Source organism: Micrococcus flavus, assembly GCF_014204815.1.
GTDB classification, from domain to species: domain Bacteria; phylum Actinomycetota; class Actinomycetes; order Actinomycetales; family Micrococcaceae; genus Micrococcus; species Micrococcus flavus.
Genome location: NZ_JACHMC010000001.1, coordinates 1,927,306 through 1,947,705 on the forward strand (window position 1 = coordinate 1,927,306; position 20,400 = coordinate 1,947,705).

The 20,400-nt window shown below is 74.8% G+C and carries 15 protein-coding genes and 2 tRNA genes; 7 read left to right on the plus strand and 10 right to left on the minus strand.

The features are described from left to right. The first annotated feature begins 116 nt into the window (after positions 1–116). From BJ976_RS08950 to BJ976_RS08970, 5 genes are all read left to right on the plus strand, one after another. Positions 117–407, plus strand: coding sequence for a hypothetical protein (locus tag BJ976_RS08950; protein ID WP_135029992.1), 291 nt, complete (start codon positions 117–119; stop codon positions 405–407). Positions 408–480: 73 nt separating this feature from the next. After that, on the plus strand, positions 481–1,188 hold the full coding sequence (locus BJ976_RS08955; protein WP_135029990.1) for a response regulator transcription factor: 708 nt from the start codon (positions 481–483) through the stop codon (positions 1,186–1,188). 1 nt (position 1,189) lies between these two features. Continuing rightward, complete coding sequence (locus BJ976_RS08960; protein WP_311768988.1) at positions 1,190–3,013, plus strand: sensor histidine kinase; 1,824 nt, start codon at positions 1,190–1,192, stop codon at positions 3,011–3,013. Positions 3,014–3,131: 118 nt separating this feature from the next. After that, positions 3,132–3,422, plus strand: a complete 291-nt coding sequence (locus BJ976_RS08965) for a WXG100 family type VII secretion target (protein ID WP_135029989.1) — start codon at positions 3,132–3,134, stop codon at positions 3,420–3,422. A gap of 77 nt (positions 3,423–3,499) precedes the next feature. Continuing rightward, the gene (locus BJ976_RS08970) at positions 3,500–4,432 is read left to right on the plus strand and encodes a DUF4031 domain-containing protein (protein WP_135029987.1); all 933 of its coding nucleotides are present in this window, start codon (positions 3,500–3,502) and stop codon (positions 4,430–4,432) included. A 223-nt stretch (positions 4,433–4,655) separates the two neighbouring features. Here BJ976_RS08970 and groL read toward each other — a convergent pair whose 3' ends face one another. From groL to BJ976_RS08985, 3 genes are all read right to left on the minus strand, one after another. Beyond that, positions 4,656–6,290 (minus strand): chaperonin GroEL, encoded by a 1,635-nt coding sequence (gene groL / locus BJ976_RS08975; protein ID WP_135029985.1) that lies wholly within the window; start codon positions 6,288–6,290, stop codon positions 4,656–4,658. A 291-nt stretch (positions 6,291–6,581) separates the two neighbouring features. Then, positions 6,582–7,670: a LytR C-terminal domain-containing protein gene (locus BJ976_RS08980; protein ID WP_135029983.1), complete on the minus strand. Its 1,089-nt coding sequence runs from the start codon at positions 7,668–7,670 to the stop codon at positions 6,582–6,584. Between the two features lie 4 nt (positions 7,671–7,674). Next, positions 7,675–7,992: a DUF3263 domain-containing protein gene (locus BJ976_RS08985; protein ID WP_135029981.1), complete on the minus strand. Its 318-nt coding sequence runs from the start codon at positions 7,990–7,992 to the stop codon at positions 7,675–7,677. Positions 7,993–8,044: 52 nt separating this feature from the next. Between BJ976_RS08985 and BJ976_RS08990 the strand changes: the two genes are divergently transcribed. Then, the gene (locus BJ976_RS08990) at positions 8,045–8,722 is read left to right on the plus strand and encodes a uracil-DNA glycosylase (protein ID WP_135029980.1); all 678 of its coding nucleotides are present in this window, start codon (positions 8,045–8,047) and stop codon (positions 8,720–8,722) included. Between the two features lie 21 nt (positions 8,723–8,743). Here the strand turns inward: BJ976_RS08990 and BJ976_RS08995 are convergent, their stop codons facing one another. The 5 genes from BJ976_RS08995 to BJ976_RS09015 all read right to left on the minus strand — a co-directional run bounded on the left by BJ976_RS08995 (position 8,744) and on the right by BJ976_RS09015 (position 14,245). Then, entirely contained in the window at positions 8,744–10,651 is a 1,908-nt protein-coding gene (locus tag BJ976_RS08995) for a threonine/serine exporter family protein (RefSeq protein WP_135029978.1), read from the minus strand. Positions 10,652–10,750: 99 nt separating this feature from the next. Further along, positions 10,751–10,824, minus strand: a tRNA-Val gene (locus BJ976_RS09000). Positions 10,825–11,008: 184 nt separating this feature from the next. Continuing rightward, complete coding sequence (locus BJ976_RS09005) at positions 11,009–12,946, minus strand: S8 family peptidase (protein ID WP_135029976.1); 1,938 nt, start codon at positions 12,944–12,946, stop codon at positions 11,009–11,011. A 303-nt stretch (positions 12,947–13,249) separates the two neighbouring features. After that, a tRNA-Thr gene (locus tag BJ976_RS09010) sits at positions 13,250–13,326 on the minus strand. Positions 13,327–13,381: 55 nt separating this feature from the next. Next, positions 13,382–14,245: a DsbA family protein gene (locus BJ976_RS09015; protein ID WP_229667232.1), complete on the minus strand. Its 864-nt coding sequence runs from the start codon at positions 14,243–14,245 to the stop codon at positions 13,382–13,384. A 177-nt stretch (positions 14,246–14,422) separates the two neighbouring features. On the opposite strand from BJ976_RS09015, the gene BJ976_RS09020 reads away from it, so the two are divergent. Continuing rightward, on the plus strand, positions 14,423–15,757 hold the full coding sequence (locus BJ976_RS09020) for a DUF4032 domain-containing protein (protein ID WP_135029974.1): 1,335 nt from the start codon (positions 14,423–14,425) through the stop codon (positions 15,755–15,757). Positions 15,758–15,761: 4 nt separating this feature from the next. Here the strand turns inward: BJ976_RS09020 and treZ are convergent, their stop codons facing one another. Together treZ and treY are read right to left on the minus strand one after the other, a co-directional pair. Further along, positions 15,762–17,882 (minus strand): malto-oligosyltrehalose trehalohydrolase, encoded by a 2,121-nt coding sequence (gene treZ / locus BJ976_RS09025; protein WP_135029972.1) that lies wholly within the window; start codon positions 17,880–17,882, stop codon positions 15,762–15,764. Further along, positions 17,879–20,353 carry a malto-oligosyltrehalose synthase gene (gene treY, locus BJ976_RS09030; protein ID WP_135029970.1) on the minus strand — a complete coding sequence of 825 codons (2,475 nt, stop codon included), beginning with the start codon at positions 20,351–20,353 and terminating at the stop codon, positions 17,879–17,881. The genes treZ and treY overlap by 4 nt, the downstream gene beginning before the upstream one ends. Positions 20,354–20,400: the final 47 nt, after the last annotated feature.

Sequence of the window (20,400 nt, forward strand, 5' to 3'; positions counted from 1 at the left end):
CGCACCGGTGCGGCCGTGCGCCGCGGCATCGGTGGGACCGTCGGCCGCGCGCCTCGCTGCGGGCGGCGGGGACAAGAGTCACTGATCCCCCAGGATAGCCGCACTACAGTGGGACGGTGCCCTCCCCCCAGACCGCCCCGCAGCCCCGCCCAGCCTCCGACGACGCCCGCGGCCCCCGCACCGACCGCGTCCCCGGCGCCGCCCTCCGGACGCTGCTGGCGGTGGGCGTGGCGGTCACGGCGCTCTCCGGTCTCGCGCTGATCGGGGCGCTGGCGTCCTACTTCCTGGGCGTGACGCCGGCCTTCCTGCCAGTCCTGTACGGGCTCAGCCTCTTCGGCCTGCCGCTGGGCTTCACACTGATGGTCCTCCACATGGTCGTCTCGGCCGTCCGGCGCTCCCGCGTCTGACCCCACCGCGCTCCTCCCGCCCAGTCAGGACACGCCCAGCAGACTCCCAGGTGCGGCGGCCACACTGGGGGGCATGCAGTCCCGGAACCCCGAAGCCCGGCTCCTCGTGGTCGACGACGAGCCCAACATCCGCGAGCTCCTCTCCACCTCCCTGCGCTTCGCCGGGTTCGAGGTCCGCGCCGCCGCCGACGGCCGCGAGGCCCTCGAGGCCGCGGAGGAGTTCCAGCCCGACCTCGCCGTCCTGGACGTCATGCTGCCGGACATGGACGGCTTCACCGTCACCCGCCGCCTGCGCGCCGCGGGGCGCCACTTCCCCGTGGTCTTCCTGACCGCGCGGGACGGCACCGAGGACAAGGTCACCGGCCTGACCGTGGGCGGGGACGACTACGTCACCAAGCCCTTCTCCCTCGACGAGGTGGTGGCGCGCATCCGCGCCGTGCTGCGCCGCACGGCGTCGCTCGAGGACGACTCCGCGGTGCTGCGCGTGGACGACCTCGAGCTGGACGACGATGCGCACGAGGTCCGCCGCGGCGGTGAGGTGGTGGAGCTGTCCCCCACGGAGTTCAAGCTGCTGCGCTACCTGATGATGAACCCCAACCGGGTGCTCTCCAAGGCGCAGATCCTGGACCACGTCTGGGAGTACGACTTCAACGGCGACGCCTCCATCGTGGAGTCCTACATCTCCTACCTGCGGCGTAAGATCGACATCGGCGGCCGGGACAAGATGATCCACACCAAGCGCGGCGTCGGCTACCTGCTCCGGACCGCCGACAAGCGCTGACGTGGAGGAGGGCCTGCGCCGGGCGGCGGACCGGGTCCGCCATCCGCGCACGTGGTGGCGGACGTGGTGGGGCGCCCGCCCGCTGCGCACCAAGCTCGTGGTGATGATCACAGCGCTGATGATGATCCTCGTGGCCGTCATCGCCCTGGTCACCGCGGTCCTCTTCCGCACCGAGCTGGTGCGCCAGCTGGACGAGGACATGGAGACCAACAGGGACGCCGTCTCCGTGTACCTGACCTCCATGGCGCAGACGGGCGGGTACTACTCCCCCCAGCACTCGATCCTGCGCTTCTACGGCGTGGTCTGGGACACCCGGGGCGACCCCGTGGTGAGCACGCCGCTGCTGCCCGGCACGGACGGCCCGGCCCTGGCCGGCATGACCACCGCCGAGGTCGACGCGGTCGGGTCCGGCTCGTTCGAGGTCCCCGGCACGCAGCCCGGCTCCGACGGCTGGCGCGTGCAGCTCTACCATCTGCGCAGCGGCGAGGGCTCCCTGGCCATCGCGCTGCCGCTGCACAGCGTCACCACCTCCGTGAGCCGCGTCGTGACGCTCGTGGTGAGCATCTGGCTGATCGGCACGGCGGCGTCCGTCATCGTCGCGAACCTGCTGGTCGAGCGGGCCTTCCGCACTCTGGACCGCGTGGAGCGGACCACGGCGAAGATCGCCGCCGGCGACCTCACCCAGCGCGTGGCCTCCGCCCCGCCGAGCACCGAGGTGGGGCGGCTCTCCCGCTCCATCAACGCGATGCTCGCGCACATCGAGTCCGCGTTCCGGGACAAGGAGGTCTCCGAGGACAAGATGCGCCGGTTCGTGCAGGACGCCTCGCACGAGCTGCGCACCCCGCTGGTGACGATCCGCGGGTTCTCCGAGCTGTACCGGCACGGCGGGATCACCGAGCCGGAGGACGTGGCCGCCGCCATGGGCCGGATCGAGTCGGAGGCCGGGCGCATGCACCGCCTCGTGGAGGACCTGCTGACGCTCGCCCGCCTGGACGAGCAGCGCCCCCTGGACCACGCGCCCGTGGACCTGCTGGTGCTGGGGATGGACGCCATGATGGACGCCTCCGTCAACGCGCCGGAGCGCCGGGTCACGCTGGTCGGCCTCGACGGCGGACCGGCCGTCTCAGCACCCCTGATGGGCGACGAGAACCGCCTCCGCCAGGTGGTTGTCAACCTCGTGACCAACGCCCTGCGCTACACGCCGGAGGGCACCCCGATCGAGGTGGCGGTGGGCACCCGGGACCTCCTGACGGGCGCGGACGCGGCCGCCAGCCGCCAGTCCGTGGTCGAGGTGCGGGACCACGGCGACGGGGTCTCCGCGGAGGACGCCGAGCGCATCTTCGAGCGCTTCTACCGCGCGGACGCCTCCCGCCACCGGGAGACCGGGGGCACGGGACTGGGGCTGGCGATCGTCGCGGCGATCGTGGCCCAGCACGGCGGGTCGGTGCGGCTGCTGGAGACCGAGGGCGGCGGCGCCACCTTCTCCGTGGCCCTGCCCTGGGTTCCGTTCGAGGAGGACGACGACGAGGGGGTCGAGGACGCCGAGGGGACGACGGACGGGAGCGGCTCCTCGGGGGATCCCGACGACGGCGACCACGGCCCCGGAGCGTCCGCCGAGACCGCCCAGTGGGGCCGGCTCGCCCGCGCGGGCGAGATGTTCCGCCGGGCCTCCGCGGCGCGGCGGGGCGCGGCCGGCGCCGCGTCCGGGAAGGTCCGCGCCACCCGGGACGAGGGCGGGGACGGGGTCCCCGACGGCGGGACCGCCCCGGCCGGCGACGGAACGGGCCGGACCACTCCTGCACAGGCGACGGACGAGCCCCGCTGATCCACCGCGGGCCCAGCGTCCCGGCCGGCCCGGCGGGTGCCGCCCGTAGCGTGACGGTCAGCGGCGCCCGCCGCACAGCCGACGCCGGACCACCGGCGCCCGACCGAGGGGGTACACCATGACCATCGTCCAGATCGACGTCGAGGACCTGCGCGCCAAGAGCGGCGCCGTGGAGGGCTCCATCGCCCGCCTGCAGACCGAGGTGAACACCATGGAGGCCCACCTGCGCCAGCTGCAGGACACGTGGCGCGGCCAGGCCTCCGCCAACTTCCAGGGCGTGCTCACCGAGTGGCGCGCCACCCAGCTGAAGGTGGAGGAGTCGCTCGCGAGCATCCGCCGCGCCATGGACCTGGCCGCCACCCAGTACAGCGAGACCGAGGCCGCGAACGCCGCCATGTTCCGGTTCTGACCCGCGCTGCGCCAGCACGCCCCGACGTCCGTCCGGACGGCGGGGTGCGCGTGCGTCCGCCGCCGTAGGGTGGGCGCATGGCCGTCCTGATCGACCCTCCCGCGTGGCCCGCCCACGGGACGGTGTTCTCCCACCTCGTCTCCGACTCCAGCCTCGAGGAGCTGCACGCCTTCGCCCGGGACACGGGCCTCTCCCCGCGGGCCTTCGACCTGGACCACTACGACGTGCCCGCCCACCGGCATGCGGAGCTCGTGGCCGCCGGCGCGGAGTCCGTCAGCGGTCGAGAGCTCGTGCGCCGCCTCGTGGGCTCGGGGCTGCGCACCCCGGCCCGGCGACGTCCCGCGCGCCGGGCTGCGGTGCTGACACGCCGCTGGCAGGCCCTGTTCGCCGGGACGCCCGCCCGTGAGGCCGCCGTGACGTCGGCCGGCCGGGACCTGCTGGCGCGCTGGTCCGAGCCGCACCGCCGCTACCACTCCCCCGATCACCTGCTCGCGGTCCTGGAGGCGATGGACCTGCTGGAGAGGGCCGGCGAGGACCTCGGGCCCCGGCCGCGCGCCGTGCGCCTGGCCGCGTGGTTCCACGACGCGGTGTACGACGCCGACCCCGCCCGGCCGACGGGGCAGGACGAGGAGGACTCCGCCCGTCTGGCCGAGCGCATGCTGGCCTCGCCCGGGCTGGCGGTGCCGGCCGACGTCGTCGCCGAGACGGCACGCCTGGTGCGTCTGACCTCGGACCACCGGCCCGCGCCCGGGGACGCGGCCGGGGCGGTGCTCAGCGACGCGGACCTCGAGGTGCTGGGCCGCTGCGCCCAGGCCTACGACGCCTACGTCCGCGCGGTCCGCGCCGACTTCGCCCACGTCACGCAGGAGCAGTGGCGGACCGGCCGGGCGCGCGTCCTGGAGGGGCTCCTGGCGGCCGACCACCTGTTCGCCACCGCCGCCGGCCGGGCGCGCTGGGAGGCCACGGCGCGGGAGAACCTCGCCCGGGAGCTCGCCGCGCTCCGCGCCTGACCGACCCGTCCGCCCCCGCCCCACCCCCGCACTTTCGAACGTGAAATCGGCCGTTTCAGGGCTTTCGAACGTGGAATGGGCCCTGTTCCACGTGCGAAAACGCTCCGTGGGGCCCGTCCCCCAGGATCCGTCGTCCCCGGACGCGGCGAGGCCCGCCTCCCGGAGGGGAGGCGGGCCTCGCGTGCTGGGCGCCCGGCCGGAGCCGGGCCGGCTCAGCGGCAGATCACATCATGCCGCCCATGCCGCCCATCGGGTCCATGCCCTCGGCGCCACCGGCCGGGTTCTTCTCCGGCTTGTCGGCCACGACGGCCTCGGTGGTGAGGAACAGGCCCGCGATGGACGCGGCGTTCTGCAGCGCCGAGCGGGTGACCTTCACCGGGTCGTTGATGCCCGCGGCCAGCAGGTCCTCGTACTCGCCGGTGGCGGCGTTGAGGCCGTGGCCGTCCTGGAGGGTCTTGACCTTGTCGGCCACGACGCCCGGCTCCATGCCGGCGTTGAAGGCGATCTGCTTCAGCGGGGCCTCGATGGCGACCTTCACGATGTTCGCGCCGGTGGCCTCGTCGCCCTCGAGGGACAGGCCGTCGAACGCCTTGGCACCGGCCTGGATGAGGGCCACGCCGCCGCCGGCGACGATGCCCTCCTCCACGGCCGCCTTGGCGTTGCGCACGGCGTCCTCGATGCGGTGCTTGCGCTCCTTGAGCTCGACCTCGGTGGCCGCGCCGGCCTTGATGACGGCGACGCCGCCGGCCAGCTTGGCGAGGCGCTCCTGCAGCTTCTCGCGGTCGTAGTCCGAGTCGGTGTTCTCGATCTCGGAGCGGATCTGGGCCACGCGACCGGCGATCTGGTCGGCGTCGCCGGCGCCCTCGACGATGGTGGTCTCGTCCTTGGTGATGACCACCTTGCGGGCGGTGCCCAGCATGTCCAGGGTGGCGGTCTCGAGGGACAGGCCCACCTCGGAGGAGATGACCTGGCCGCCGGTGAGGATCGCGATGTCGGCGAGCATGGCCTTCCGGCGGTCGCCGAAGCCCGGGGCCTTCACGGCCACGGACTTGAAGGTGCCGCGGATCTTGTTGACCACGAGGGTCGCCAGGGCCTCGCCCTCGACGTCCTCGGCGATGATCAGCAGCGGCTTGCCGGACTGCATCACCTTCTCCAGTACCGCCACCATGTCCTTCACGGTGGAGATCTTGGAGTTCACGATCAGGATGTACGGGTCCTCGAGGACGGTCTCCTGGCGGTCGGCGTCGGTGACGAAGTAGCCGGAGATGTAGCCCTTGTCGAAGCGCATGCCCTCGGTGAGCTCGAGCTCGAGGCCGAAGGTGTTGGACTCCTCGACGGTGATGACGCCCTCCTTGCCGACCTTGTCCAGGGCCTCGGCGATGAGGGAGCCGATCTGCTTGTCGGCGGCGGAGATCGACGCGGTGGCGGCGATCTGCTCCTTGGTCTCGATCTCGCGGGCGGCGCCCAGCAGCTCGCCGGTCACGGCCTCGACGGCCTTCTCGATGCCGCGCTTGAGCGCCATCGGGTCGGCGCCGGCGGCCACGTTGCGCAGGCCCTCCTTGACGAGCGCCTGGGCCAGCACGGTGGCGGTGGTGGTGCCGTCGCCGGCGACGTCGTCGGTCTTCTTGGCGACCTCCTTGACGAGCTCCGCGCCGATCTTCTCGTACGGGTCCTCGAGCTCGATCTCCTTGGCGATGGAGACGCCGTCGTTGGTGATCGTGGGGGCGCCCCACTTCTTCTCCAGCACAACGTTGCGGCCGCGGGGGCCGAGGGTCACCTTGACGGCGTCCGCCAGGGTGTTCAGGCCCTTCTCCAGGCCGCGGCGGGCCTCTTCGTCGAATGCGATGGTCTTGGCCATGGTGCAGTCCTTTCTGGACGGGGGCTTCCTTGCAGTGCCTGACCCGCGGCGGTGCCCGCGACGGACGGCCCCGTGGGGCCTCACCGGTGGAGCAGGTCCTCCGACCCGGTGCGGCCGCCAGGGGTACGGCTGGCAGTCACACCGTCGGAGTGCTAAGCCCATTATGAGCACTCGCCCCGGGAGAGTGCAAAGCCCTCCCGGGGCGGGGCTGCCCGGTTCCGCAGACGGCGGACGGCCCCCGCCGCACCTCCTGCTGGAGGGCTGACGGGGGCCGCCGGGGCCGGCGCGGGATCAGCCGAAGACGACGACGGCGACGCCGTTCACCTGCAGGTTGGGTACGCGCTCCACGGGGAAGCCGAGCTCGCGGCCCACGGCCTCGGCCGTGGCACGCTGCGCGGGCGAGTTGTACAGGACGACGTCAGCGGTCACGCCGCGGCCGCGCCAATTGCGGGCGTCCACCCGGGTGAAGCCCTCGTCCTCCAGACGCGCGGCGTATGAGGCCGCCAGGTCGTTGATGCGCGTGGCGTTGTACACGATCACGGGGTTCTTCTTCACCGCGGCCGCCTCGGCCGCAGCGGAGCGGGAGGCCTCCGCCTCGGCGGCCGCAGAGCGGGACGCCTCGGCCTGCGCAGCGGCAGAGCGGGACGCCTCAGCCTGGGCGGCTGCAGAGCGGGACGCCTCAGCCTGGGCAGCGGCAGAGCGGGACGCCTCAGCCTGGGCGGCCGCGGAGCGGGACGCCTCGGCGGCGATGGACCGGGAGGCCTCCGCGACGGCCGAGCGGGAGGCCTCGGCCGCGATGGACCGGGAGGCCTCGGCCGCGGCGGCGGCCTGGGCGGCCTCCTCGGTGGAGCGGGACGCGGCGGCACGGGAGGACTCGGCGGCGGCGGACTCGGCCGCGGCGGACTCGGCGGCGGCCCGGGAGCGCGCGGCGTCGGCCGACTGCGCAGCCGCGGCGGACTGGGCGGCGGCCTGGGAACGCTCGGCGTCCTGCGAGGCCTGCGCCGGGTCGGCGGAGGACGAGGCCGCCGGAGTGGACGAGGCGGCCGGATCCGCGGAGGACGAGGGCGCCGGGGCGGCGCCCGACTCGGTCGCCGGCGAGGAGGCCGCGGGAGCGGGCTCGGACGTCGAGGCGTCCCCGCCGGCCACCGGCTCGTCGCCGCCGCCGGTCAGGCGCGGCAGGACCAGGCCGAGGAACAGGCCCAGCAGCAGGACTGCGGCCGCGGCGGCCAGCAGCCACTTCAGGACACCGCCACCGCCACCGCCGGCGGCGGTGGCGCCCGCGGCCCCGGCCGCAGGGGCGGCGGCGAACGCCTCCCGGTGAGCGCCGTGCTGATCGGTGTACTCGGGGACGTCGTCGAAGCGGTCGGCGGGGTAGGCCATCGGTCTAGTACTCCTGCGGGGACGAGGGTGAGGCGGGCGGGTCCGGTGCCGGGCCGCGCCGGGCCCGGCTGCGGGTGCCGCGCGAGCGCAGCAGCCGGGTCACGAGCAGCGGGCGGTAGGCCAGTGCGGCCTCCCGGTCCAGCAGTCCGTTCAACATCTGATAGTAGGCGGTCGGGCTGACGCCCAGGCGTTCGCGGATCTCATGGTCTTTGGCTCCGGCATGGCGCCAGGTCCGCGACTCCAGGTCCAGCACCGCCCGTTCCAGGTCCGTGAGCCCGGCGGCGCGTCCCCGTCCGGGGTCGGGGGCGGCGGACGGGAGCATGACGGCCACTCTACTGGTCAGTCGCGGGCGGCCGGCCACTACGCTCGGGCGCATGGACCTGATCGCACCCCTGGACCCGGGATGGGCCGCCGCACTGGCCGACTCCTCCGACACCCTCGAACGCATCGGCGCGGACCTGATCGCGCGCCGCACGGCCGGGGAGCAGGTCCTGCCCGCGCCGGAGCACGTGCTGCGGGCCTTCCGGCAGCCGTTCGAGGACGTGCGGGTGCTGGTCCTGGGCCAGGACCCGTACCCCACGCCGGGCCACCCGATCGGCATGTGCTTCGCGTGCGACCGCCACGTCCGCCCCCTGCCCCGCTCCCTCGCGAACATCTACCGCGAGCTGCACGACGACCTCGGCATCCCGCCGGCCACCCACGGAGACCTCACCGCGTGGACCGGGCAGGGCGTCCTGCTGCTGAACCGGGTCCTGACCGTCCGGGCGGGGGCGAGCGGCAGCCACCGCGGCATCGGGTGGGAGGAGGTCACCGAGGCGGCCGTGCGGGCCCTCGTGTCCCGCGGCACCCCGTTGGTCGGCCTGCTATGGGGCAGCGACGCGCGGCGCATGGCGCCGCTGTTGCGCGAGGGCGGGGCCGGCGTCGTCGAGTCTCCGCACCCCTCCCCGTTGAGCGCGAGCCGCGGGTTCTTCGGCTCGCGCCCGTTCAGTCGGGTCAACGCCCTGCTCGAGGCCGCCGGCGCCGAGCCCGTGGACTGGCGCATTCCCGACTGAGCCGAGCGGGGACGGGCCGGGTCAGCGCTGCCGCCCCTCCGGGCCGATGCTCCGGTGCTCGACCAGGCGGGCCGTCACGGGCCGGGCGAGGGTGTCTCCGAACACCGCGCCCGCGCCGATGCCCACCACCACCACGAGGGCGCTCACGATCCCGGCCACGCCGGCCACCGTGGACGTGGTCTCCACGGTGAACTCGTACAGGCCGCGGAAGATCGCGAAGCCAGGGAGCAGGAACAGGATGCTGGGCACCAGCACCACGATCGGCGGGGCGCCCACGCGCAGGGCCACGATCCTCCCCAGGAAGCCGACGACGGCGGCCGCGGACGCCGGCAGGAGGGTGGGGCCCACGCCCAGGCCAGCGATCAGGGTGTGGGCGCAGAACGCCGCGCCGGTCACCGCGCAGGAGGCCAGGAGGGTCCGCCAGCCCGAGCGCTCGACGACGGCGTCCGCCGCGGTGGCGACGAGCACCAGGACCAGCAGCAGCGGCGCGGGATAGTCCGCGGACACCTGCGCGGCCAGGTCGAGACGGGGGAAGCCGGCGAGGTCCGCCGCGGCGACGGACACCATGATGCCCGCCATGATGCCGACGAAGACGAGCATCGTGGAGATGAAGCGGCCGGCGGCCGTCACGGGGAAGCCGTTGATGGCGTCCAGCACGGCCGTCACGAATCGCGAGGTGGGCAGCAGCATCATGATGCCCCCGGCCACCATCAGGGCGGGGTTGATCGGCACCTCGAGGACGTACGCGCCGAACGCGACCGCCGTGGCCAGCGACGAGCCGATCATCACGGAGTAGATCTCCGGCAGGAACGCCATGGTCCGCGTGTGCAGCCAGAAGACGAACCACGTGGAGGCCATCCCCAGCAGGGCGCCCTGCCAGGTGCCGCCGATGAAGGGGACGAAGCAGGCCACGAACACGCCCGCCATGAGAATCTCCAGCGCCGGCGGGTACGGCTTGGGCCGGTGGCGGATCTCGACGAGCCGACGCTGGGCCTCCGCGCGCTCGACCATCCCGTCGGAGATCTCCTCCACGAGGCGGTGCACCGCCACGAGCCCCTCGTAGTTCGTGGAGTAGGAGCGCACCACGCGCTGGAGCGTGTACGGCACCTCGCCGCGGCTCGAGTCGGGCGCGTAGTTCAGGGAGATGGCCTGGTTGGTCAGGTCCACCTCCGTCTCGTGGACCCCGTAGGCCTGCGTCACCACGATGATCGAGGTCTCCACGTCCAGCGAGGTCGCCCCGAAGCCGAACATGGTCTCCCCCAGCTTGAGGGCGAAGTCCAGCGTGGTGCGCGCCTCCAGGGCCTGCTCGTCCTGCTCTCGCCGCCGGCTCAGGGTCGAGCGCATGCGTCGCCCGTACGGGGAGGCCTGCAGGCGGTCCACCATCACGAGGGCCTGCGTGGGCAGGGTCTCCTCGAACACCGCCCGGTGGTGGTCCCGCCCCTGCCGGCGACGACGGCGCCCCCGCGGCTCCTCGGGCCCGTGGGGCAGCACCGGCTCGGGGACCACGAGGTCCGGGACCGTCTCCGCGGCCTGCTCGGCGGTGGGGGCCACGCCCTCCACGGGGGCCAGGACGGACGTCGGCACGGCCTCGGACAGCGGCGGCGCGGTCAGCGGCGCGTCGGCCGCGGGGCCCGGGGCCTCGGCGGGCGGCGGGTCGGCGTCGGGATGCTCGTCCGACCGCGCGTCGGCCGGGGGGACGTCCCCCGGTGTGGCGGGCAGTGCCGCGGTGGCGGGGGCGAGGACCGGCGGCAGGACCTCTTCGGGGCCCTCGTCACGGGTCGGGGACGCGGCCACGTCGGCCGTCTCCTCCGCGGCCTCCGGCGGAACGGAGGGGACGACGGCGGGGCGCAGCACCGGGATGGGACCCGCCTGGGGGGCGGGCTCCGCCGCGGGCGCCTGGGGACGGTCTCGGGGGGTCTGTGGGTCCACGCTGCTCACCGTGTCCTTGCCTCGTGCCTCACCGGGCAGGCGCTCCCCGCTCTCCCGGACATGCGCAAGGGCCCTCCCGGAGGAGGGCCCTTGCGGCGGTGGATCTTACTGGACTCGAACCAGCGACCTCTCGCGTGTGAAGCGAACGCTCTAACCAACTGAGCTAAAGATCCAGGGGTCCGACCCGGCCGCGGAGGGCCCGGACGACTCGCTGAACTGTACCGGACCCTCCCCCACCGGGCAAATCCGACGCCCGGGTGGGCCTGGGGCTTTCTCGACCACGCGGGACCGGAGGCGGACGGGCCGCCGCCCCGCGAGGGGACGGCGGCCCGGGTGCGCGTGATCCGGCCGCGCGGGTCAGCGCGCGGTGACGGAGACGTCGTCGATCCGGAACACCGTGGCGGCCGAGTAGTTTTCGGTGCCCTTGAAGCGCAGGGTCACGGTCTTCCCGGCGAAGCGGGACAGGTCCACCGCGTGGGTGGTGTACGGACCGCGGTCCAGGTTGGAGTGCGACTTCAGGGTGTAGGTGCCGTAGTAGCCGTCCACCACCTGCACGGACAGGGTGTCGTACCTGGAGTAGGAGGTGGTCTCGTCCGTGCCGACCTGCACGCTGTAGGTCAGCGAGGCGCCCGAGGCGGGCACGGTCACCCGCTGGTCGATCGTGCCGGTGTTGCTGCGGCCGTAGCCGTTGAGGACGCCGAAGCGGGAGCCGGACTTGGCCGCCGCGGAGTCCGTCATGACGAAGTCGGACGGGGCGCCGGTCCAGCCGGTGGTGCCGGACTCGAAGCCGCCGTTCACCAGGACGGTGGTCGGGGTGGGGGTCGGGGTCGGGGTGGGCGTGGGGGTCGCGCCGCCGCCCAGCGCGTTCAGCGTCCGCGTGGCGTCCACCAGGCCGGCGCCGCAGCCGCCCGAGCACACGCCGGGCATCGCACGGGCGTTGGTCTTGAGCGTGGACTCCACCTGGGACGGGGTCAGGGAGGAGTTCTTCGCCAGCATCAGCGCCACGGTGCCGGCCACGTGCGGGGTGGCCATCGAGGTGCCGTTGTACTTCGTGTAGCCCTCGCCGGCCGGGGTGGTGGTGCCGGTGTTGATCGTGGAGATGATGGCCGAGCCCGGGGCGGTGACGTCCACGGACGCGCCGTAGTTGGAGAAGGAGGAGCGGTTGCCGTTGGAGTCCGAGGCCGCCACGGTGATGGTGTTCTGGCAGTTGGCCGGACGGGTCAGGGAGGCATCCCGGTTCTCGTTGCCGGCGGCCACCACCACCGGCACGCCGCGGCCGACGGCCGAGTTGATGGCGTTCTGGTAGGTGGTGCCGCACGTGCCGGACCCGCCCAGGGACATGTTGATCACGTCCACCGGGGTCGGGTTGTTCGGCACGCCGGGGACGGAGCCGCCGGCGGACCACACGATGGCGTCCGCGATGTCCGCCAGGGAGCCGCCGCACTTGCCGAGCACGCGGGCGTGCTTGATCTTGGCGTTCGGGGCGACGCCGACGACGCCCTGCGTGTTGGCCACGGCCGCGATGGTGCCGGCCACGTGGGTGCCGTGCCACGAGGAGTCCGAGCCCAGGGGCTGGCCGCACTCACCGGCCAGGAACCAGTCGCCCTCGTCCGCCGGGTTCGCGTCGCGGCCGCCGCCGTCGCGGGAGACCGTGGAGCTCGAGATGAAGTCGTAGCCGGGGACGGTGTTGGCGTTGAGGTCGGAGTGATAGGTCTGACCGGTGTCGATGACGCCCACGATCATGCCGGCGCCGGTGGTGGAGTCCCACGCCCCGGGCACGCGCATGCCGTTGACGCCGGTGAAGCCCCACTGCTGCGAGTAGAGGGCGTCCACCGGGGACAGCGCGTTCGCGGTCATGATGGCGTTCGGCTCGACGGCGTCGACCGCGCCGGAGGCCTTCAGGTCCGCCATGAACGCGGCGGACTCGCTCTTGTCCAGCGTGCGGTCGGCCTGGATCACGTGGGAGCCGAGCGCGGTCTCGCGCAGCTCCTTCACGGAGACGCCGGCCTCCTTGGCGGCCTTGCCCCACGCGTGCGCACGGCCCTTGGCGGTGCTGTTCGCGGCGGTCTCCTTGTAGGTGACGATGAACGAGTCGTAGCCGTCCGCGTTGGGCTCGGCCGGGGACGCGGCCATGCCGCGGTTCGGCGCCGGGGCGACGGCGGCGGACCCGGCCCGGTCGTCCGGCTCGGGGGCGGAGGTGGCCGGCGAGGCGGCGAGCGTGCCGCCGGCGAGGACCCCGGCGCACAGGAGGGCGCCGGCGCGGCGGCGGGCGCGGAGGGAGGTGGTGGACGACATCGTGTCTCCTCGGTGTGACAGGACCGCCGGTCGTGACCGGCCCGGGAGGTCCCCGGGGGCTCGGCGGTGGTGTCGCGGTACGGTCACGATCCGGTCACGGAACCCCCTCCGGGGGAACTCTGTCCGATGGTCATCCGCACTCCGTCCGATGGTGCCGAGCGCGCCCGGCACCATCGGGCAGACCGACGTGCCCTGCCCAGCACAGACACAGCGGCGCGCTGTTCCGTCCACGTCCGTGCGGGACCACGGACGACGCCGCACGACGACGGCCCCGGGGCGAGCGCGCCCCGGGGCCGTCCGGTGTGGAGCCCCCTACCGGATTCGAACCGGTGACCTGCTGTTTACAAGGCAGCTGCTCTGGCCAGCTGAGCTAAGGAGGCGGACGGGGCGCCGCCGTGGCCAGCGACGCCCCTCCAGGGTACAAGCAGGCCGGGATCAGCCCTCGACGATCGGGGTGGCCCACTCCTGGAAGGCCTGCTCCCCGGACCACCACTGGCCGTCCACGTACACGGTGGGCGTGCCCTGGATCGGGGCGGCCTTGGCCTTCTGGGTGGTGTAGGCGACCGCGGGGCGGTAGGTGTCCTGCTCCATGCAGTCGGACACGTCCGCGCCGAGGGCCTCGGCGCGCTGGGCGAGCTCGTCGTCGGACAGGCCCTTGCCGCCGTGGCCCTCGTACGCGCCGAAGACGTCCGTCACGAACGGGTCGTACTGCTCGGGCGCCTGCTCGGCCACGCAGTAGGCCGCGTTCGCGGCGCGGGCGGAGAAGTTCTGGTTGTTCGGCGCGCTCAGGAAGTCCACGATCCGGTACTCGACGGTGGCCTTGCCGTCGGCCAGCCAGCCCTCCAGCAGCGCGGCGTTCTCCTGCTCGAACGCAGCGCAGTGCACGCAGTTGAAGTCCGCGTAGACCACCACGTGGGCGGGCCCGCCCTCGGCGCGGGGCTGCGTGCCCGGGGCGCTGTCAGCGGGCTTCTCGGCGGGACCCTCGGGCACCTGCACCGCGGCCGCGTCCACCTCGCGCTCGCCCAGGCCCGGGTCGGCGAGGGCGGTGGGCGAGGTGAGGACGACGCCGCCCTCCTCGTTGGCGGCGGCGGGCATCGGGCCGGCGGTGGGGATGTCGCCGTCGCCCTGGGCGCGGGTCACGAGCGCCACCACGAGCCCGATCAGCAGGAGCGCCGCGAGCACGGAGCCCCAGATGACGGCGGTCCGCTTGCGGCGGTCCTTGCGCTGCTGCTCCGCCTGCATCTGGCGGGCGCGGGTGCGGGCGTCGGTCGCGGCAGACGCCGTGTTCCTGCTGGCCACTGGTCCTCCTGGGTCGGGTGCGGGGCGGCGCGCGGGGCACGCGCGCACGCGGGAGGGACGGGCGGACCCGCCCCGGAGCGAGCATACCGGCCGATCCTGGGAGGGGCGGAAGCGCTCCCCAGGCCACCGGGGCCGCCCGCAGGGCGCCGAGGCCCCCGTCTCTGCCAGGATGCACGGATGGACACGCAAGACGCCACCCCATCCCCCTCCCCCGCCGACCGGCTGACCGTGACGGCCGCCCCCTCGGGGGACGCCACGGAGGACCCGGCGACCTCGCTGCTCGCCCTGCCGTGGCAGACCCCGCTCGAGCAGTGGCCCGCGGACGTGCTGGCCGCCCTGCCCCGCGGCATCTCCCGCCACGTGGTGCGGTTCGCGCACATGGGCGGCGGCGTCGTCGCCGTGAAGGAGACCACGGAGGACCTCGCGTTCCGCGAGTACCGGCTGCTGCGCCGCCTCGAGGACCTGCCCTCGCCCTCCGTGCTGCCGGTGGCGGTGGTCTCGGGGCGGACGGCCGACGACGGCTCCCCCCTGCCGGCGGCCCTCGTCACCCGGCACCTGCGCTTCTCCCTGCCGTACCGCGCCGTGTTCTCCGAGCGCCTCGAGCGACGCACCCTGGTGCGCCTCATGGACGCCCTGGCCATGCTGCTCGTGGAGCTGCACCTGCAGGGCTTCTTCTGGGGGGACGTCTCCCTGTCCAACGTGCTGTTCCGGCGGGACGCCGGCGGGTTCGCCGCGCACCTGGTGGACGCGGAGACCGGCGAGCTGCGCGAGCGCCTGTCCACCGGGCAGCGCGAGCACGACCTCGACGTGGCCCGCGTCAACGTGGGCGGCGAGCTCATGGACCTGCAGGCCAGCGGGCTGGCGGACCCGGACGTGGACCCGATCGCCACCCCCGACCTCTTCCTGGACTCCTACCGCCAGCTCTGGCAGCAGCTCACGGAGCCCACCGTGTTCCCGCGGCACGAGCCGTGGCGCATGGACCGCCGGTTCCGGCGGCTGCAGGAGCTGGGCTTCGAGGTGGCCGAGTACTCCCTGCGCGGGGCGGACGCGCCCGGGATGCTGGTCGCCAGCCCCACGGACGTCCGCTCGGGCTACCACCGCCGGCGGCTGGAGCGGCTCACGGGGCTGCACGTGCAGGAGAACCAGGCGCGCCGGCTGCTCGTGGACATCGAGGCGGCCCGCCGCGCGTGGGACCCGTATCTGGACATCGACCACGCGGCGCACCGCTGGGTGATCGAGGTGTTCGACCCCGTGGTCCGCTCCGTGCCGCTCGAGCTGCGCGCGAAGCTGGAGCCCGCTGAGGTCATGCACCAGCTGCTCGAGCACCGGTGGTACCTCTCGGAGGCCCGGGGCGCCGCGGTGCCCCTGCAGGAGGCGGTGGACTCCTATGTGGAGACGGTGCTGCGCGCACGCCGGGACGAGGACGCCCTCGCCCTGCACCCCACCACCACGATGCTCCGGGCCGTGCCCGCCCCGGGGGGCGCGGACGACGCCGACTCCGCGTCCCGCTGAGGGCTCAGCGCGCCGCGGGCAAGCGGTGCAGGAGCACGAAGCCGGGAGCGGGGACGGCCTCGGGCAGCTCGTGCGGCCCCCCGGAGGGGCCGAGGGGGCCGAGGTCACCGTGCCCTGCCACGAGGCGGGCGTCCCGCCACTCCTCGGGGACCGGCATCGGCTCGGCGCCGAGGGCGGCCAGGACCGCCACGTCCCCGGAGCCGTCCGCGGCGCGACGCTCGAGGTGCACGTGCCGGCGTGCGGCGTCCGTCATCACCGCGGTGCGTGTGCGGTCCGGCTCGGTGAGGGCGGGCAGCTCCCGGCGCGCCGCGAGCAGCGCCCGGTAGGTCTGCAGCACCCGGGCCCCCCGGCCGGCGCCGCCCGGGGCGGCACGGTCGAGGGCCTCGGCAGGCCCCAGCACGTCGGAGGCTGACCCCGGGGCGGGCTCGGCCTGGGCCCAGTCGAGCACGGCGGCGTCGCGGGTGGCCGGGTCCTGGGGATCAGGGACGAGGGACTCGTCCCAGCCGTGGGAGCCGAACTCGCGGCGGCGGCCTTCCCGGACGGCCTCGCCCAGCTCCGGCTCGCGGTGCGCGGTGAAGAAGGGCCACGGCGTGGTGGCGGCGAACTCCTCGCCCATGAAGAGCATCGGAGTATACGGGCCGGCCAGCAGGAGCGCCGCCTGCGCGGTCAGGGCGCCCTCCGTGAGGGTGGCGGCCGTCCGGTCCCCCGCCGCGCGGTTGCCCACCTGGTCATGGTTCTGGATGCTCGCCACGAAGGCGTGCGAGGGCACCTCCGGGGGCACGGGGCGGCCGTGGTCCCGCCCCCGGAAGGTGGAGTGGACGCCGTCGTGCAGGTAGACGTGCTCGAAGGTCTTGGCCACGGCGGCCAGCGGCGCGAAGTCCGCGTAGTACCCGTGGGTCTCCCCCGTGGCGGCCACGTGGAGGGCGTGGTGGACGTCGTCGTCCCACGCCGCGGCCATGCCGAGCCCTCCCCCGCCGGGCACGCGCGGGAGCACGATGCGGGGATCGTTGCGGTCCCACTCGGCCATCAGCGGCACGGGGCGCCCCGTGCGGGCGGCGATCCCGTCCGCGAGCGCGGCCATCTCCTCGAGCACGTGCACGGCGCGCGTGTCGATCAGGGCGTGCACGGCGTCCAGCCGCAGCCCGTCCACGTGCATGTCCTCGAGCCAGAACCGGACGTTGTCCAGCAGGAGGGCGCGGACCTCGTCCGAGTCGGGGCCGTCCAGGTTGGGCCCGTCGCCCCAGCCGGTGCCGTGGTCCACCAGGTAGGGGCCGAGCACGTTGAGGTAGTTGCCGGAGGGGCCCATGTGGTTGTGCACCACGTCCTGGACCACGCCGAGGCCGGCGGCGTGCGCGGCGTCCACGAAGCGCCGGTAGGCCTCGGGCCCGCCGTAGGACTCGTCCACCGCGAACCAGCCGACGCCGTCGTACCCCCAGTTGCGGGGGCCGGAGAAGGAGTTCACGGGCAGAAGCTCGACGTGGCTGACGCCCAGGTCCACGAGGTGCGGCAGCCGCTCGATGGCCGCGTCCAGCGTGCCGGCCTCGGTGAACGTGCCCACGTGCAGCTCGTAGAGCACCGCGCCGCGCATCCCGCCGCCCTGCGGGGCGGCGGGGTCACGCTCCACGTGCGCGGGGCCGGTCCAGTCGGCGTCCGCCCACGCGAAGGCGGCGGACTGCGCGTCCCGGCGGGAGGGCCCGTGCACGGTGTCGGGCTGGCGGCGGGAGCGCGGGTCGGGCACGGGGATCCCGCCGTCCACGCGGAAGCCGTAGCCGGGGTCCCCTCCCTGCATCCCGGCGACGGCGGTGCTCGCGGCCTCGTCCGGCAGCCACCAGCCGCCGGGGCCTCGGGTCAGCTCGTGGGCGGCGGCCACGGGCCAGCGGTCCTCGGCGTCGTGCAGGGCGCCGGGGGCGGCGTCCACGAGGAGCAGCTCGACGCGCTCCGCGTGCGGGGCCCACACGGCATGGTCGGTGGCGCGCGCGGCGGCCACGGCCGCGCGGTCGGGGGCGGCCGGGTCCAGGCCGCCGGGGCCCGCGTGGCGGGCGTCCTGGCCGGGGTCCTCGGCGGCGGGGGGCAGGCCGGGGGCCACGTCCTGCGCGGCGTGCGTGTCGGGGGCGGTGGGGGTCATCGGGTCTCCTCGTCCTCGGTCAGCAGCAGGGCGACGGGCAGGCGGCTGAGCAGTCCGTCGAGGCGGACGGCGCCGCGCTCGTCGGCGGTCACGGGCGCCCCGGTGACGGCGCAGCGCCAGCGCCCCGGCGGCACGGTCACCACGGTGTCCCGCCAGCCGCCGGCCGCCTCGAGCGTGGCGGGCAGGCGGGTGGCCACCGTGATCGCCCCGCCGCGGTCGAACGCGATCGCGTGCGCGGCGGCCGGCCCGTCCACGTCGAGGGGCCGGTACCCCGTGAACAGCCCGCGCCGGTCCCGGCGGGCGCGCAGCGCGGCGGTCACCACCGCGAGCTTGGCGGAGGCGGGGTCGTCCAGGCCGGGCACGTTGCCGGCGTCGAGCCGGTCCAGCAGGGCGGCGCGGGTCTCGAAGTCCACGGCGCGCCGGTTGTCCGGGTCCACGAGGGACGGGAAGGGGATCTCGGTGCCCTGGTACACGTCCGGGACGCCGGGCGCGGTGAGCTGGACGAGCTTGTGGCCCAGCTGCACGGCCAGACCGGGCTCGGCGATCCGGTCCGCCACGGACTGCACGAGGGCGCGGGCGGCCGAGTCCGAGGCCACGACGTCGCACGCCAGGGCGCGCAGCCGGTCCTCGAACGCGGCGTCCTGGTCCGTCCACGCGGTGTGCACGGCGGCCTCGCGGGCGGCCTTGAGGAGGAACCCCTCGAGTCGCCCCGCCTCCGGTGCCGTCCCGTCCGTGGGCCACACGCCCACGATCGACTCCCACGCCAGGCGCTCGAGCCCCGGCTCGTCCAGCGGATGCAGCGCACGCAGCTCGGCGAGCTCCGCCTCCCAGCGCTGCGGCTCCTCCGCGAGCACCGCGATGCGCGCCCGGACGTCCTCGCCGCGCTTCGTGTCGTGCGTGGACAGGGTGGTCATGGCGTGCGGCCACGCGGCCTGCCGGGACTGCTGCTGCGCGTGGAAGTCCGTGACCGGCAGGTGCACGTGGGACGGGTCCCCGCCCACCTCGTTGAGGTTGGACCAGCGGGTCCACCGGTAGAAGGAGCGGTCCTCCACGCCCTTGGCCATGACCATGCCGGAGGACTGCTGGAAGCGGCGGGCGACCGGCGAGTCGGGGTCCGCCAGCACCTCGGCCACGTCCCGCAGGAGCTCGGCCCGCCCCGGCTCGGCCGCACCCGCGGCCTCGAGGGCCTGGGCCAGGTGCTCCGACCCCACGGGCAGGTACGTGCGGTAGACGGGCATGGCCGCCAGCAGGGCGGCGAAGGCGGCGGTGAGCTCCTCGTCCGAGTGCGCCCCCAGCACGACGGCGGCGCGCGCCTCACGCACGAGCCGCGCGGTCTCCGCGGCGAGGGAGCCGAGGGCCACGTCCTCCTTCTCCCGGGCCACGAGCCGCTGCCACTGGGCGCGCAGGGCGGCGTCCTCCTCCGGGGTCCCGGCCGCGGCGGGGGCCATGAAGACGCGCTCGACCTCGCCGAGCGCGTCGTAGCCGGTGGTGCCGTCCACGGGCCACGCGGCGGGCAGGGCCTCCCCCGGCTCGAGGATCTTCTCCACCACGAGGTACCCCTCGGGCAGGACGTCCTCGCGCAGGCGGCGGACGTAGGCACCGGGGTCGGCGAGGCCGTCCGGGTGGTCCACGCGCAGGCCGTGGACGAGCCCCTCGGCGGTCCAGCGGCGGATCTCCGCGTGGACGGCGTCGAAGACCTCGGGGTCCTCCACGCGCACGCCGGCGAGCGTGGTCACGGTGAAGAACCGGCGGTAGGCCAGCTCGGCGTCGCCGGCGCGCCAGTGCATGAGGCGGTAGTGCTGGCGGTCGTGGACGGCCCGGGCCAGGCGGGCACGGTCCGCGGTGGGCGCGGCGGCCGGGTCCGGGTCCGCGAACACCTCCGCGGCGCGCAGGCCGGTGGCCTCCTCGGCCGCCTCCAGCGATCCGGGGGCGAGGGGGTAGGCGCTGTCCCAGTACCGCAGGACGCCCCCGTCCTCGTCCGGGACCACCACGAGGCGGTCCAGCTCGGCGTCGGCGCCACGGGGGTCGCCCTCCGGACCGTCGCCCAGGACGGGCAGCGTCACCCGCCCGCCGCCGGCCTCCCAGTCCACGTCGAACCAGGCGGCGTGCCGGGCCTGGCGGCCGTGCCGCAGCAGGTCCTCCCAGGCCGGGTTGGCGGCGGGCGTGGCCACGCCCAGGTGGTTGGGCACCACGTCCACGAGCAGGCGCATGCCCGCCTCGTGCGCCGTGCGGGCCAGGCGCTCGAGCGCCTCCGGGCCCCCGCGTGCGGGGTCCACCCGGGTGGGGTCCACCACGTCGTACCCGTGGTCCGAGCCGGGCTCCGCGGCGAGCAGGGGCGAGAGGTACAGCCAGTCCACGCCCAGGCGCCACAGGTAGGGCACCAGCGCGGCGACCGAGTCCAGGGGCAGGTCCTCGTTCACCTGGAGGCGGTAGGTGGAGGCGGGCACGGCGGCGGGGTCTCGGCGGGTCATGACGCGAACCTAACAGAGGGCCCGGACGCGGCAGCAGGCCCGGTGGG

Excerpts from the sequence above, each read along its gene's own strand:
- BJ976_RS08985 (WP_135029981.1), bottom strand. The coding sequence starts at position 7,992 with ATGCTCCCGTCCGCCGCCCCCGACCCCGGACGGGGACGCGCCGCCGGG.
- BJ976_RS09005 (WP_135029976.1), bottom strand. The coding sequence starts at position 12,946 with ATGTCGTCCACCACCTCCCTCCGCGCCCGCCGCCGCGCCGGCGCCCTC.
- groL (WP_135029985.1), bottom strand. The coding sequence starts at position 6,290 with ATGGCCAAGACCATCGCATTCGACGAAGAGGCCCGCCGCGGCCTGGAG.
- BJ976_RS08990 (WP_135029980.1), top strand. The coding sequence starts at position 8,045 with ATGGACCTGATCGCACCCCTGGACCCGGGATGGGCCGCCGCACTGGCC.
- BJ976_RS08965 (WP_135029989.1), top strand. The coding sequence starts at position 3,132 with ATGACCATCGTCCAGATCGACGTCGAGGACCTGCGCGCCAAGAGCGGC.
- BJ976_RS08955 (WP_135029990.1), top strand. The coding sequence starts at position 481 with ATGCAGTCCCGGAACCCCGAAGCCCGGCTCCTCGTGGTCGACGACGAG.
- BJ976_RS08970 (WP_135029987.1), top strand. The coding sequence starts at position 3,500 with ATGGCCGTCCTGATCGACCCTCCCGCGTGGCCCGCCCACGGGACGGTG.
- treZ (WP_135029972.1), bottom strand. The coding sequence starts at position 17,882 with ATGACCCCCACCGCCCCCGACACGCACGCCGCGCAGGACGTGGCCCCC.
- BJ976_RS09020 (WP_135029974.1), top strand. The coding sequence starts at position 14,423 with ATGGACACGCAAGACGCCACCCCATCCCCCTCCCCCGCCGACCGGCTG.
- BJ976_RS08980 (WP_135029983.1), bottom strand. The coding sequence starts at position 7,670 with ATGGCCTACCCCGCCGACCGCTTCGACGACGTCCCCGAGTACACCGAT.
- treY (WP_135029970.1), bottom strand. The coding sequence starts at position 20,353 with ATGACCCGCCGAGACCCCGCCGCCGTGCCCGCCTCCACCTACCGCCTC.